This is a genomic window from Streptomyces sp. NPDC030021 (assembly GCF_055574035.1).
In genome coordinates this window covers 159,862-173,879 of record NZ_JBVIAH010000016.1, presented here as the reverse complement: position 1 = coordinate 173,879, position 14,018 = coordinate 159,862, and the positions used below count along the sequence as shown (strand labels likewise).

Genomic DNA, 14,018 nt, shown 5'->3' with positions numbered 1-14,018 from the left:
CTTCACCACCGTGACTGCTCTGACTCTCAGCACTGCCGGCGCGGCGACGCTCCGCGCCGACGCCCTCGTGGTCGGCGTGGCGAAGGGCCCCAAGGGACCGATCGTCGCCGCGGGCGCCGAGGCCGTGGACAAGGCGTTCGACGGTAAGCTCGCCGGCGTCCTCGACGCGCTGGGCGCCTCGGGCGCCGAAGGCGAGATCACCAAGCTGCCGGCCCCGGCGGGTCTCAAGGTCCCGGTCGTGCTGGCGGTGGGGCTCGGCTCCGTCCCCGAGAAGGACGAGTCGTTCGACGAGGAGGTGCTGCGCCGCGCCGCCGGTGCCGCCGCCCGTGCGCTGCACGGCAGCAAGAAGGCCGCCTTCGCCCTTCCGCTGGAGGACGCCTCGGCCGTCACCGCCGTCGCCGAGGGCGCCCTGCTGGGCGCGTACGCCTTCACTGCCTACCAGGGCGGCGAGAACAAGGCCCGCAAGGAGGCCAAGGGCGCGGCCCCGAAGGCCCCGCTGGCCGAGGTGGCCCTGCTGGGCGCCAAGCCCCGCGACAAGGAGCACAAGGCCGCCGCCGAGCGCGCCGCGGTCGTGGCGGCCGAGGTCAACGTCGCCCGTGACCTGGTGAACACCCCGCCGAACGACCTGACCCCCGAGGCCTTCGCCGCGGTCGCCTCCGCGGCCGCGAAGGAGAACGGCATCAAGGTCCAGGTGCTGGACGAGAAGGCCCTGATCAAGGGCGGCTTCGGCGGCATCATGGGCGTCGGCAAGGGCTCCGAGAACCTGCCGCGCCTGGTGAAGCTCACCTACACGCACCCCAAGGCGGAGAAGACCCTTGCCTTCGTCGGCAAGGGCATCACCTACGACTCGGGCGGCATCTCCCTGAAGCCGGCCGGCCACAACGAGACGATGAAGTGCGACATGGCCGGCGCCGCCGCCGTCTTCGCCTCCGTCGTCGCGGCCGCGAAGCTGGGCCTGCGGGTCAACGTCACCGGCTGGCTCGCGCTCGCCGAGAACATGCCGTCCGGCTCCGCCACCAAGCCCGGTGACGTGCTGCGCATGTACAGCGGCAAGACCGTCGAGGTCCTCAACACGGACGCCGAGGGCCGTCTGGTCCTCGGTGACGCGCTGACCAAGGCCTCCGAGGACAACCCGGACGCGATCGTCGACGTCGCCACCCTGACCGGCGCCATGGTGCTCGCCCTCGGCGACCGCACCTTCGGGATCATGGCCAACGACGACGCCTTCCGCACGTCGATCCACGAGATCGCCGAGGAGGTCGGCGAGTCCTCCTGGCCGATGCCGCTCCCCGCGGAGCTGCGCAAGACCATGGACTCCCCCACCGCCGACATCGCGAACATGGGTGTCCGCATGGGCGGCGGCCTGGTGGCCGGCCTCTTCCTGCAGGAGTTCGTCGGCGAGGGCATCACCTGGGCCCACCTCGACATCGCCGGCCCGGCCTTCCACGAGGGCGCGCCGCACGGCTACACCCCCAAGGGCGGCACCGGCTCCGCCGTCCGCACCCTGGTGCGTCTCGCCGAGCGCACGGCCACGGGCGACCTCGGCTGACCACCCCGTTCGATGTGACGTGACGCACCCCGGGCCGGGTCAGGGCCCGGGGTGCGTCCGTCTCACGACGAAACCTGAAGGAATCGGCAGGTATCCCGGTAGGTACCTACGCAGTGGTAACCCCCGGTCCGGGAGGATCGCCCGATCACATCGTGGGCCCGGCGTCCCGCGTTCCCCCGACAAATGCGAAGATGGGTTCTCGGCAGGACAGGGCCCCCACCACAGGGCCGAAGAAACAAGCGGCCGTATACCAGCCGCCGCCCGGTCACAGAGGACCGGTGCCCGGCGCACATGCATGGAGGACGTGACGTGGCGAACGACGCCAGCACCGTTTTCGACCTAGTGATCCTCGGCGGTGGCAGTGGCGGTTACGCCGCGGCGCTGCGCGCATCCCAGCTGGGTCTGGACGTTGCCCTGATCGAGAAGAACAAGCTCGGCGGCACCTGCCTGCACAACGGCTGCATCCCCACGAAGGCTCTGCTGCACGCGGGCGAGATCGCGGACCAGGCTCGTGAAGCCGCCCAGTTCGGTGTCAAGACCTCCTTCGAGGGAATCGACATCGCGGGTGTCCACAAGTACAAGGACGAGGTCATCTCGGGCCTGTACAAGGGTCTGCAGGGCCTGGTCGCCTCCCGCAAGGTGACCTACATCGAGGGAGAGGGCCGCCTCTCCTCCCCGACTTCCGTCGACGTGAACGGCCGGCGCATCCAGGGCCGCCACATCCTGCTGGCGACCGGCTCCGTGCCGAAGTCGCTGCCGGGCCTGAACATCGACGGCAACCGCATCATCTCCTCGGACCACGCGCTGGTCCTGGACCGCGTCCCCGAGTCGGCGATCGTCCTGGGCGGCGGCGTCATCGGCGTCGAGTTCGCCTCGGCGTGGAAGTCCTTCGGTTCCGACATCACCGTCATCGAGGGCCTCAAGCACCTCGTGCCGGTCGAGGACGAGAACAGCTCGAAGCTGCTGGAGCGCGCGTTCCGCAAGCGCGGCATCAAGTTCAACCTGGGCACCTTCTTCGACAAGGCCGAGTACACGGAGAACGGCGTCCGCGTGACGCTGGTCGACGGCAAGACCTTCGAGGCCGAGGTGCTGCTGGTCGCGGTGGGCCGTGGCCCCGTCTCGCAGGGTCTGGGCTACGAGGAGCAGGGCGTCGCGATGGACCGCGGCTACGTCCTGGTCGACGAGTACATGCAGACCAACGTGCCGACCATCTCGGCCGTCGGTGACCTCGTCCCCACCCTCCAGCTCGCGCACGTCGGCTTCGCCGAGGGCATCCTGGTCGCAGAGCGTCTGGCCGGCCTCAAGGCCGTCCCGATCGACTACGACGGTGTCCCGCGCGTCACCTACTGCCACCCCGAGGTCGCTTCCGTCGGCATCACCGAGGCCAAGGCCAAGGAGATCTACGGCGCGGACAAGGTCGTGGCCCTGAAGTACAACCTGGCGGGCAACGGCAAGAGCAAGATCCTCAAGACCGCGGGCGAGATCAAGCTCGTCCAGGTCAAGGACGGTGCCGTGGTCGGCGTCCACATGGTCGGTGACCGGATGGGCGAGCAGGTCGGCGAGGCCCAGCTGATCTACAACTGGGAAGCTCTGCCGGCCGAGGTCGCGCAGCTCATCCACGCGCACCCGACCCAGAACGAAGCGATGGGCGAGGCCCACCTGGCCCTCGCCGGCAAGCCGCTTCACTCCCACGACTAATTCGTCACGGGCGCGACGACCACTTCCGCACTTTCGTTAGGAGCAACTGAAACCATGTCGGTTTCCGTAACCCTTCCGGCGCTCGGTGAGAGCGTCACCGAGGGCACTGTCACCCGCTGGCTGAAGGCCGAGGGCGAGCGCGTCGAGGCCGACGAGCCGCTGCTCGAGGTCTCGACCGACAAGGTCGACACCGAGATCCCCTCCCCCGTGTCGGGCATCCTGGCCTCCATCAAGGTCGCCGAGGACGAGACCGTCGAGGTCGGCGCCGAGCTGGCCGTCATCGACGACGGCTCCGGCGCTCCGGCCGCTGCTGCGGCTCCGGCCGCCGAGCCGGCCGCCGCTGCCGAGGCCCCCGCGGCCGCTCCGGCCCCGGTCGCCGAGGCCCCCGCGGCCCCGGCTCCCGTCGCCGAGGCGCCCGCCGCCGCTGCCGAGGCTGAGACTGCCGGGGGCCATGCCGCGTCCGGCACCGATGTCGTGCTCCCCGCCCTGGGCGAGTCCGTCACCGAGGGCACCGTCACCCGCTGGCTGAAGCAGGTCGGCGAGTCCGTCGAGGCCGACGAGCCGCTGCTTGAGGTCTCCACGGACAAGGTCGACACCGAGATCCCCGCGCCGGTCTCCGGCACGCTGCTGGAGATCGTGGTCGGCGAGGACGAGACCGCCGAGGTCGGCGCCCGTCTGGCCGTCATCGGCGTCGCCGGTGCCGCTCCGGCCGCCCCGGCTCCGGCTGCCGCCCCGGCCCCCGTGGCCGCTCCGGCTCCGGTCGCCCCGGCTGCCCCGGTCGCCGCTCCGGCTCCGGTCGCCCCGGCCGCTCCGGCTCCGGTCCAGGCCGCCGCCCCGGTGGCCGCTCCGGCCCCGGTCGCCCCGGTCGCCCCGGCTCCGGTCGCCCCGGCCGCCGCTCCGGCTTCCGCCGGTGACGAGGCCGCGTACGTGACCCCGCTGGTGCGCAAGCTCGCCTCGGAGTCCGGCGTCAACCTGTCCACGGTCTCGGGCACCGGTGTCGGTGGCCGTATCCGCAAGCAGGACGTCCTGGCCGCCGCCGAGGCCGCCAAGGCCGCCGCTGCCGCCTCTGTGACTGCCGCAGGCCATGCCGCCGCCGCTCCCGCCGCGAAGGCCCCGGCCGCCGCGGTGTCCGAGCTGCGCGGTCAGACCGTCAAGATGACCCGCATGCGCAAGGTCATCGGCGACAACATGATGAAGGCCCTGCACTCGCAGGCTCAGCTCAGCTCCGTGGTCGAGGTGGACATCACCAAGATCATGAAGCTGCGCGAGAAGGCCAAGGGCGCGTTCCTGGCCCGTGAGGGCGTCAAGCTCTCGCCGATGCCGTTCTTCGTCAAGGCCGCTGCCCAGGCGCTGAAGGCCCACGCGGTCGTCAACGCCCGGATCAACGAGGACGAGGGCACCATCACCTACTTCGACTCGGAGAACATCGGCATCGCCGTGGACTCCGAGAAGGGCCTGATGACCCCGGTCATCAAGGGTGCCGGTGACCTCAACCTGGCGGGCATCTCCAAGGCGACCGCCGACCTGGCCGCCAAGGTCCGCGGCAACAAGATCACGCCGGACGAGCTGTCGGGCGCGACCTTCACCATCAGCAACACCGGCTCGCGCGGTGCGCTGTTCGACACGGTCATCGTGCCCCCGAACCAGGTCGCCATCCTGGGCATCGGTGCCACGGTGAAGCGCCCGGTGGTCATCGAGACCGCCGAGGGCACCAACATCGGCATCCGCGACATGACGTACCTGACCCTGTCCTACGACCACCGCCTGGTGGACGGCGCGGACGCGGCCCGGTACCTCTCGGCCGTCAAGGCGATCCTTGAGGCCGGCGAGTTCGAGGTCGAGCTCGGCCTGTAAGGGTCACCGCACGGCCCCGGCCGTCGCACACGGCACGGCGCCCCCGCCCGGAACATCTCCGGGCGGGGGCGCCGTCGTCGTACCCCTCTCGGGGCCCTGGTCCGGAGCCTGTTGTAACCAGCCTCACCCGGCGTCCGCGACCGGGAACGCATCCGGTGGGGGCTACTCGGCCGTATTGTCTACGCATCGAAGCGATGCATGCCCCTACAGGAGATGAAGCCCCGATGATCACCCCACCCGTCGTGCACTCGCTGCGCGAGCAGATCCGCGAGCACATCGTGGAGGGGATCGTCAGCGGGCGCTGGAAGCCCGGCGAGCGGATCGTCGAGCGCCGGATCGCCGTGGAGCTGGAGGTCAGCCAGACCCCCGTACGGGAGGCCCTGCGCGAGCTGGAGACGCTGCGGCTGATCGAGTCGGCGCCGAACAAGGGCGTGCGCGTACGGAACCTCTCCGCGGCCGACCTGGAGGAGATCTACCCGGTCCGGGCCGGTCTGGAGCAGATCGCGGCCGAGCTGGCCGCGCCGCGGCTGGCGAGCGACTGCTCGGCGCTGGAGCCGCACGTGGCGGCGCTGTGGGAGGCCGACCGGACCGAGGACGGGACCGCGCAGGTGCGGCACACCGTCGGGTTCCACCGGGAGATGGTGCGGGCGGCCGGGAACAGCGTGCTGCTGCACACCTGGGAGAGCCTGGGCATCGAGGTCTTCACGGCGCTGTCCATCCGCTGGCTGGGGACCGTCCAGAAGTCGTACGCCGAGGAGCACGAGGCTCTCGTCGAGGCGTTCCGCGGTCAGGATCCGGACATCGGGCTGCTCGTGAAGCGGCATGTCCTGGGGTGCGCCCCGCGCGCTTGATCGACTGCGGGCGCGCCTGTTTGTCCGTGTTTGACCGGCACCGCGTGCCTTTTTCTCTGGCACGCGGTGCCGACTTTCGCCGGATGGACGTTTCTTCGTCACTTTCATTTGATCGATCATCGATCAGCGATTTACAGTCGTCGCGGACCTCAACCAGGTCCACCGACCCTGTCCTGCCCGTCAGGGATTTTTTCACCACCTCTCCTTTGTCCGGAAGGCGGCGCACAGCAATGTCCGACCCCGTAGGAAAGCTTCCGAGCGAGCTCGACCAGCTCCCGGATCGCGACACCGAGGAGACCGCCGAATGGGCGGCCTCCCTCGACGCCGTCGCACAGGCCGCCGGTACGCGCCGCGCCGAATACCTGCTCCGCCGCACGCTCCAGCACGCCGAGGCCGCCGGCCTCGCCCTGCCCAAGCTGCTGGAGACGGACTACGTCAACACCATCCCCACCGCCGCGGAGCCCGAGTTCCCCGGTGACGAGGAGATGGAAGCCAAGATCACCGCATGGAACCGCTGGAACGCGGCCGCCATGGTGACCCGCGGCTCCAAGTACGGCGTCGGCGGCCACATCGCCACCTTCGCCTCCGCCGCGTGGCTCTACGAGACCGGCTTCCAGCACTTCTTCCGCGGGAAGGAGGCCGACGGATCGGGCGACCAGCTCTACATCCAGGGCCACGCCTCCCCCGGCATCTACGCCCGCGCGTTCCTCGACGGACGCGTCTCCGAGCAGCAGCTCGACAACTTCCGCCAGGAGTCCGGCGGCAACGGCCTGCCGTCCTACCCGCACCCGCGGCGCCTGCCGTGGCTGTGGGAGTTCCCGACGGTGTCCATGGGTCTCGGCCCGCTCTCCGCGATCTACCAGGCGCGTTTCAACCGCTACCTGCAGAACCGGAGCATCAAGGACACCGCCAACTCGCACGTCTGGGCCTTCCTGGGCGACGGCGAGATGGACGAGCCCGAGTCGACCGCCGCCCTGGCCCTCGCCTCCCGCGAGCAGCTCGACAACCTGACCTTCGTCATCAACTGCAACCTGCAGCGCCTCGACGGTCCGGTCCGCGCCAACTTCCGCGTGGTCCAGGAGCTGGAGGCCCAGTTCCGCGGCGCCGGCTGGAACGTCATCAAGTCGCTGTGGGGCTCCGCCTGGGACGAGCTGTTCCAGCTCGACACCACGGGCGCCCTCGTACGCCGCCTGCGCGAGGTACCGGACGCGCAGTTCCAGACGTACGCGACCCGCGACGTGGCCTACATCCGCCAGCACTTCTTCGGCGCCAACGCCGACCTCGTGCAGCTGGCGGGCGTGCTGTCCGACGCGAAGATCGCCGAGTGCTTCCACAGCTCCCGCGGCGGCCACGAGCCCCGCAAGGTCTACGCCGCGTACAAGGCCGCCCTGGAGCACAAGGGCGCGCCGACGGTCATCCTCGCGCAGACCGTCAAGGGCTACACGCTGGGCGCCGGGTTCGAGTCGAAGAACGCGAACCACCAGATGAAGAAGCTGACGATCGACGAGTTCAAGGACATGCGTGACCTCCTTGGCCTCCCGATCCCGGACAGCGCCTTCGCCGACGGCCAGGTCCCGTACGGCCACCCTGGCGCGAACAGCCCCGAGGTGCAGTACCTGAACGAGCGCCGCGCGGCGCTCGGCGGTCCGGCCCCGGCCCGCAAGGTCAAGCACGTGGCCCTGCCCGCCCCCGCGGACCGTTCCTTCGCCCCGCTGCTCAAGGGCTCCGGCAAGCAGGAGATGGCCACCACCATGGCCTTCGTCCGGCTCGTCAAGGACCTGATGCGGGACAAGGAGACCGGCAAGCGCTGGGTGCCGATCGTCCCCGACGAGGCCCGTACCTTCGGTATGGAGTCCCTCTTCCCGTCGGCCGGCATCTACTCGCCGCTGGGCCAGACGTACGAGCCGGTCGACCGCGACCAGCTCATGTACTACAAGGAAGCCAAGGACGGCCAGATCCTCAACGAGGGGATCACCGAGGCCGGCGCCATGGCCGACTTCATCGCCGCCTGCACGTCGTACGCGACGCACGGCGAGCCGATGATCCCGTTCTACATCTTCTACTCGATGTTCGGCTGGCAGCGCACCGCCGACCAGATGTGGCAGCTCGCCGACCAGCTCGGCAAGGGCTTCATCGTCGGCGCCACCGCCGGCCGCACCACGCTGACCGGTGAGGGCCTCCAGCACGCGGACGGCCACTCGCACCTGATCGCGTCCACGAACCCGGCGTCGCTCAACTACGACCCGGCCTTCGCGTACGAGATCGCGGTGATCGTCAAGGACGGTCTGCGCCGGATGTACGGCGAGACGCCGGAAGACGTCTTCTACTACCTGACGGTCTACAACGAGCCGAAGGTGCAGCCCGCCATGCCGGAGGGCGTGGAGGAGGGCATCCTCAAGGGCCTCTACCGCTTCAACACGGCGGCGGACCTGGCGGAGGCGGCCCCGGCCGCCGACGCCCCCAAGGTCCAGCTGATGGCCTCGGGTACGGCGATCCACTGGATCCTGGAGGCACAGAAGCTGCTGGCCGCCGAGTGGAACGTGGCCGCCGACGTCTGGTCCGCCACCTCCTGGGGCGAGCTGCGGCGCGAGGCGCTGGAGTGCGACGAGGCGCTGCTGCGCGGCGAGGTGCGCACCCCGTACGTCACCCGCGCGCTGGAGGGCGCCACCGGCCCGGTGCTCGCCGTCTCCGACTGGATGCGTCAGGTCCCGGACCAGATCAGCCAGTGGGTGGAGCAGGACTACACCTCGCTCGGTACGGACGGCTTCGGCCTGTCCGACACCCGCGAGGGCGCCCGCCGCCACTTCGGTGTCGACGCCCCGTCGATCGTGGTGGCCGCGCTGGCCCAGCTCGCCCGCCGCGGCGAGGTGCCGGCGTCCGCCGTCAAGGAGGCCCGGGAGCGCTACGGCCTGTAAGGTCCCGCGCACCGCACGCCGAAGGCCGGTGTCCGGCCCCGCCAAGGGGGTCGGACACCGGCCTTTGGCCGTATGAGCGGTGGCGGCCGGGGGGTGAACCCGTGATGCTGGAGCGGTGATGGACGAGACGGAGTTCTGGGAGATCGTCGACCGTACCCGCGAGGCCGCCGACGGCGACCCCGAGGAACACGCCGAGCTGCTCGTGGAGCGGCTCTCACTGCTCGACCCGGACTCCGTCCTGGACTTCGCCCGCCACTTCGAGTCCCGGTACAACCGGGCGTACACCTGGGACCTGTGGGGCGCGGCCTGGGTGCTGCTCGACGGGGCGAGCGACGACGCCTTCGACTACTTCCGCTGCTGGCTGATCGGCCAGGGCCGGGAGGTGTTCGAGGGCGGGGTGCACGATCCCGACCAGCTGGCGGAACTCCTGGGCGACTTCGACGAGGAGATCGACGGGGACGGCGAGGAGCTGGGGTACGCGGCCGACGAGGCGTACGAGCAGCTGACCGGGGCGGTGGCGCCGGACCTGGGCATCCCGATGCAGGCGGCCGAGCCGGAGGGCGCCCCGCTGGACTTCGAGAACGAAGCCGTGCTCGCGGAGCGCTTCCCCCGGCTGTGGGACCGGTTCCGCGCCTGATCAGTAGTGCGTGCCGCCGTCGATGCGGATCTCCGTGCCGGTGATGAACGCACCGTCGTCGGAGCCCAGCATGGCGACGACGCCGGCGACGGTCTGCGGGCCGGCGAAGCCCTGGCCGAGGGCCGGGGCCAGCTTGGCGAAGAGGGACCAGTCGGTGTCCTCCGGCAGGCCGGGGCCGTTGCCGGTGGTCATGCCGCTCTCGATGGAGCCGGGTGCGACGCTGACGAAGCGCAGGCCCTGCTTGCTGTACTCGGCGGCCAGCGCGTGGGTCATGGACTGGATGCCGCCCTTGCTGGCCGCGTAGGCGGACATGTAGGGGTGGGCGAAGGACGCCGAGGTGGAGCTGAAGTTCACGACGACCGGCCGGTCGCCCGCGAGCAGCGCCGGGAGGGACTCGCGGATCATCAGGAAGGTGCCGGTCAGGTTGACCCCGATGACCTGGTTCCAGAGGTCGAGGGTGGTCGCGTGGGTGTGTCCGGAACGCAGGATGCCTGCGGCGTTGACGAGTACGTCGATCCCGCCGAGGACGCCGGCCGCGGCGGCCACGCCCTCCTTGACGGCGTTCTCGTCGGATATGTCGAGGAGCGCGGTGGTGAGCCGGGCCGCGTGACCGTCGGCGGCGGCCCGGTCGGCGGTGGTCTTCAGGCCGGCCTCGTTGACGTCCACGGTGTGGACCCGGCCGCCCTCGGCGAGGATGCGGTGGACGGTGGCCTGGCCGATGCCGGAGCCACCGCCGGTGATGAGGACGCGACGTCCTTCGTAACGGTTCATGGCGCGAGCGTACCCAAGCGATGGCACGTTTTGTCATGACGACAAAGGATGTAATCGCCGAGGGCGGCGAGGGGTACGCTTCACCCGTGAGATCCCCTCGCCCGTACTCTCCCCAGGCCGGCCCCGGAGCCCAGTCGCTGACCGAGCGCCGCAAGGCCGCCACCCAGCTCGACATCGCCCGCGCGGCCTGCGAACTGTTCGCCGAACACGGCCCCGACGGCACCACCGCCGAGGACATCGCCCACCGGGCGGGGGTGGCACTGCGCACCTTCTACCGCTACTTCCGCAACAAGCAGGAGGCCGTGGCCCCGCTGCTGGCCGGCGGCGGTGACGCCTGGCGCGCCCTGCTCGCCGAGGAGGCCCCCGGCACGCCGCTGGGCGAGGCGCTGGAACGCGCGGTCACCCGGTCCCTGAGCGGACAGCAGGCGGTCGAGGAGGGCCTGGAGGTGACCCGCGGCCTGCTGCGCGCGGCGGCGGACGACCAAGCCCTGCGCGCGGTCTGGTACCGCGTGAACCAGGACTCCGAGGAGCACCTGGTCCCGGTGATCTCCCGGCTGGCGGGCCCGGAGGCCGACCCGCTGGAGGTACGTCTGCTCGCTGCGGCGGCCACGGACGCGATCCGTGTCTCGCTGGAGCTGTGGTCGACGACGCAGGCCCCGGTCTCGGGTCCCGGATCACCGGCGGAACTCGCGGTCCGCTGCCTGCGTGACCTCACGGGGGCGATGCCCCTGCTCCTCCGCCAGGGGTAGGAACAGGGGCATCACATCGGCTCAGGTGGGCCGGCTCGGACCGGGCTCGGCCGGGTCGTGCCGGGCCCGCGGCTCTACGTTTCCAGGTGGGGTTCAGCCACCCCAGCCGCCGCCACCGCCACCGCCGCCCCCTCCGCCGCCGCCGCCGCCCCAGTTACCTCCACCGCCGTCGCCTCCGCGACCGCCGTCACCGCCCCCGCCGCCCCAGTTGCCGCCGCCGTCGCCACCGCGTCCGCCGCCGTCACCCCAGTTGCCGCCGCCGTCGCCACCGCGACCGCCGTCACCACCACGGCCGTTGCCCCAGTCGTCGTGGTTGCCCCAGTCACCGTTGCCACCGCGGCCGGAGTCGTTCCAGTTCGACCAGTTCGAGTCGCGCCAGTTGTGGTTGTCGCGCCAGTTGTCGTTGTATCCGCCGACACCGCCCTGGTCCCAGCACCAGCTGGGACGGTTGCGCCAGTCGTGGTTGCAGCAGGCGTCCCATCGGGCGTCGGAGCGGTTCGAGGGGTACCGGTAGCAGTTGTAGCCACCGTTTCCGCCACCGCCACCATTACCGGTGACGACCGAAGCCGAGGCGCTGGCGACGGGCAGCAGACCTATCGCGATTCCCGCGGCGCCCGCCATGGCTGCCGCAACGATCTTACGGCGCATTGTCATGCACCTCCGCACATGCTCGCTTATGAGGCTTTTAGGTCATTTCCACCCTCACTCGCCCGTGCGGCCCTGTCAAAGCGGAAAGGCCCCCCGCCTCGCTCCGTGGAGCGTGGTGGGGGGCCTCCCATCAGGCGTTTTTAGATGTCGAAGTACAGCTCGAACTCGTGCGGGTGCGGACGCAGCGCGATCGGGGCGATCTCGTGCGTGCGCTTGTAGTCGATCCAGGTCTCGATCAGGTCGGGGGTGAAGACACCGCCGGCCAGGAGGTACTCGTGGTCCTCCTCCAGGGCCTTGAGGACGTCCTCAAGGCTGGTCGGGACCTGCGGGACGCTCGCGTGCTCGTCGGGCGAGAGCTCGTAGAGGTCCTTGTCGATCGGCTCCATCGGCTCGATCTTGTTCTTGACACCGTCGAGGCCCGCGAGCAGCAGCGCCGCGAAGGCGAGGTACGGGTTGGACGACGGGTCCGGGGCGCGGAACTCGACGCGCTTGGCCTTCGGGTTCGAGCCCGTGATCGGGATGCGCATGGCGGCGGAGCGGTTGCGCTGCGAGTACACCATGTTGACCGGCGCCTCGAAGCCCGGCACCAGGCGGTGGTAGGAGTTCACCGTCGGGTTGGTGAACGCCAGCAGCGACGGGGCGTGCTTGAGGATGCCGCCGATGTAGTAGCGCGCGGTGTCCGACAGGCCCGCGTAGCCGGCCTCGTCGTAGAACAGCGGGTCGCCGTTCGCCCACAGCGACTGGTGCACGTGCATGCCCGAGCCGTTGTCACCGAAGATCGGCTTCGGCATGAAGGTCGCGGTCTTGCCGTTGCGCCAGGCGACGTTCTTCACGATGTACTTGAAGAGCATCAGGTCGTCGGCCGCGGCGAGCAGCGTGTTGAACTTGTAGTTGATCTCGGCCTGGCCACCGGTGCCGACCTCGTGGTGCTGGCGCTCGACCTGGAGGCCCTGGGCGTCCAGCTCAAGGGAGATCTCGGCGCGCAGGTCGGCGAAGTGGTCGACCGGTGCTACGGGGAAGTAACCACCCTTGTAGCGGACCTTGTAGCCACGGTTGTTCTCCTCGGAACCGGTGTTCCAGGCGCCGGCCTCGGAGTCGATGTGGTAGAAGCCCTCGTTCGCGGAGGTCGCGAAGCGCACGCTGTCGAACACGTAGAACTCGGCCTCGGGGCCGAAGTACGCGGTGTCGGCGATGCCGGTGGAGGCGAGGTACGCCTCGGCCTTCTTCGCGATGTTGCGCGGGTCGCGGCTGTAGGCCTCACCCGTGATCGGGTCGTGGATGAAGAAGTTGATGTTGAGCGTCTTGTCCTTGCGGAACGGGTCCAGACGCGCGGTGGTGATGTCGGCACGCAGCGCCATGTCGGACTCGTGGATCGCCTGGAAGCCGCGGATCGAGGATCCGTCGAAGGCGAGCTCCTCCGCCGGGTCGAACGCTCGCGCCGGGATGGTGAAGTGCTGCATCACACCAGGCAGGTCGCAGAAGCGGACGTCGACGAACTTGACGTCGTTCTCCTCGATGTACTGCTTCACTTCGTCGGCGTTCTTGAACATCCAACTCCTCCTACTCCCGGCCCCGGGGCAGGGACGGGCTTTATAGCTCGTGGTGCGTCAGTGCGGTGCCGCACGCTGACCCGACCATAAGCAGACGGGATTTCCCAAGCATGACCCATTTGTTTCGCACAAGTTAACCAGGGTCCGGCCGGAGGGCCGTGCGGCGCCACGGGTACCGTGTTCGGGTGGACAACAGACAGGCAATCGGATCCTGGCTCTCCGGCCCCCGCGCGGCCGCCGAGGAGATGGGCGTCGACTTCGGCTATCCGGGTCAGCGGCTCGGCCTGCCCCAGCAGGGGCCCGGCTCGGTGGCCCGCTTCGGGCGTCGGCTCGGTGCCGTCGGGATCGACTGGATCGGCTGTCAGCTGATTGCCTACGGGCTGATCACCGGCGGCAACCTGACCGCGGCGGGCAACTGGACCCTCGCTCTTTTCGTGGCCCTCACCATCCTGACCGTCGGCACCGTGGGGTTCACCCCCGGCAAGCGGATCCTGGGCCTCCGGGTGATTTCGGAGTCCGGTGGCCGCCTCGGCATCGTCCGGGTGGTCCTGCGCACGCTGCTGCTCGCCCTGGTCGTCCCGGCGCTGATCTGGGACCGCGACGGCCGCGGCCTCCACGACCGGCTGGCCCGCGCCGTCCAGGTCCGCATCTAGGACCGGGCCGCGGAGAACACGTACGACGACACAGGGGTGGACCCCCCAATCCCCGGGCCGGGGGGGGACACCTTGTTTTGGGGCAAAAACCAAGGGGCGGGTTTGCTACTCCTTTCTCCCCGTTGTCCCTTTTCTTCCTTCTT

11 protein-coding genes are annotated in these 14,018 nt (G+C 70.1%); 8 read left to right on the top strand and 3 right to left on the bottom strand.

From position 1 onward, the window contains the following. Positions 1 to 10: 10 nt before the first annotated feature. From ACZ4YL_RS28755 to ACZ4YL_RS28730, 6 genes are all read left to right on the top strand, one after another. On the top strand, positions 11 to 1,549 hold the full coding sequence (locus tag ACZ4YL_RS28755) for a leucyl aminopeptidase (RefSeq protein WP_468120550.1): 1,539 nt from the start codon (positions 11 to 13) through the stop codon (positions 1,547 to 1,549). A 309-nt stretch (positions 1,550 to 1,858) separates the two neighbouring features. Continuing rightward, the gene (gene lpdA, locus ACZ4YL_RS28750) at positions 1,859 to 3,247 is read left to right on the top strand and encodes a dihydrolipoyl dehydrogenase (protein WP_030731050.1); all 1,389 of its coding nucleotides are present in this window, start codon (positions 1,859 to 1,861) and stop codon (positions 3,245 to 3,247) included. Between the two features lie 54 nt (positions 3,248 to 3,301). Further along, a complete protein-coding gene (gene sucB / locus ACZ4YL_RS28745) occupies positions 3,302 to 5,101 on the top strand; it encodes a 2-oxoglutarate dehydrogenase, E2 component, dihydrolipoamide succinyltransferase (RefSeq protein ID WP_468120547.1) in 1,800 nt (599 codons plus the stop codon). A 227-nt stretch (positions 5,102 to 5,328) separates the two neighbouring features. Beyond that, positions 5,329 to 5,952: a GntR family transcriptional regulator gene (locus tag ACZ4YL_RS28740; protein WP_468120611.1), complete on the top strand. Its 624-nt coding sequence runs from the start codon at positions 5,329 to 5,331 to the stop codon at positions 5,950 to 5,952. A gap of 230 nt (positions 5,953 to 6,182) precedes the next feature. Continuing rightward, a complete protein-coding gene (gene aceE / locus ACZ4YL_RS28735) occupies positions 6,183 to 8,867 on the top strand; it encodes a pyruvate dehydrogenase (acetyl-transferring), homodimeric type (RefSeq protein WP_468120545.1) in 2,685 nt (894 codons plus the stop codon). A 118-nt stretch (positions 8,868 to 8,985) separates the two neighbouring features. Beyond that, positions 8,986 to 9,504: a DUF4240 domain-containing protein gene (locus ACZ4YL_RS28730; protein WP_468120543.1), complete on the top strand. Its 519-nt coding sequence runs from the start codon at positions 8,986 to 8,988 to the stop codon at positions 9,502 to 9,504. Here the strand turns inward: ACZ4YL_RS28730 and ACZ4YL_RS28725 are convergent, their stop codons facing one another. Then, the gene (locus tag ACZ4YL_RS28725; protein WP_468120542.1) at positions 9,505 to 10,275 is read right to left on the bottom strand and encodes an SDR family NAD(P)-dependent oxidoreductase; all 771 of its coding nucleotides are present in this window, start codon (positions 10,273 to 10,275) and stop codon (positions 9,505 to 9,507) included. A gap of 86 nt (positions 10,276 to 10,361) precedes the next feature. On the opposite strand from ACZ4YL_RS28725, the gene ACZ4YL_RS28720 reads away from it, so the two are divergent. After that, complete coding sequence (locus ACZ4YL_RS28720) at positions 10,362 to 11,024, top strand: TetR/AcrR family transcriptional regulator (protein WP_468120540.1); 663 nt, start codon at positions 10,362 to 10,364, stop codon at positions 11,022 to 11,024. 93 nt (positions 11,025 to 11,117) lie between these two features. On the opposite strand, the gene ACZ4YL_RS28715 is transcribed toward ACZ4YL_RS28720, so the two are convergent. Together ACZ4YL_RS28715 and glnA are read right to left on the bottom strand one after the other, a co-directional pair. Further along, positions 11,118 to 11,672 (bottom strand): hypothetical protein, encoded by a 555-nt coding sequence (locus ACZ4YL_RS28715; RefSeq protein ID WP_468120538.1) that lies wholly within the window; start codon positions 11,670 to 11,672, stop codon positions 11,118 to 11,120. 140 nt (positions 11,673 to 11,812) lie between these two features. Beyond that, entirely contained in the window at positions 11,813 to 13,222 is a 1,410-nt protein-coding gene (glnA, locus tag ACZ4YL_RS28710) for a type I glutamate--ammonia ligase (protein WP_030010919.1), read from the bottom strand. A gap of 185 nt (positions 13,223 to 13,407) precedes the next feature. On the opposite strand from glnA, the gene ACZ4YL_RS28705 reads away from it, so the two are divergent. After that, complete coding sequence (locus tag ACZ4YL_RS28705; protein WP_468120536.1) at positions 13,408 to 13,875, top strand: RDD family protein; 468 nt, start codon at positions 13,408 to 13,410, stop codon at positions 13,873 to 13,875. Positions 13,876 to 14,018: the final 143 nt, after the last annotated feature.

What these genes read in the sequence shown, in the direction of transcription:
- sucB (WP_468120547.1), top strand. Translation starts at nt 3,302, where the DNA reads ATGTCGGTTTCCGTAACCCTTCCGGCGCTCGGTGAGAGCGTCACCGAG.
- aceE (WP_468120545.1), top strand. Translation starts at nt 6,183, where the DNA reads ATGTCCGACCCCGTAGGAAAGCTTCCGAGCGAGCTCGACCAGCTCCCG.
- ACZ4YL_RS28730 (WP_468120543.1), top strand. Translation starts at nt 8,986, where the DNA reads ATGGACGAGACGGAGTTCTGGGAGATCGTCGACCGTACCCGCGAGGCC.
- ACZ4YL_RS28725 (WP_468120542.1), bottom strand. Translation starts at nt 10,275, where the DNA reads ATGAACCGTTACGAAGGACGTCGCGTCCTCATCACCGGCGGTGGCTCC.
- ACZ4YL_RS28715 (WP_468120538.1), bottom strand. Translation starts at nt 11,672, where the DNA reads ATGCGCCGTAAGATCGTTGCGGCAGCCATGGCGGGCGCCGCGGGAATC.
- glnA (WP_030010919.1), bottom strand. Translation starts at nt 13,222, where the DNA reads ATGTTCAAGAACGCCGACGAAGTGAAGCAGTACATCGAGGAGAACGAC.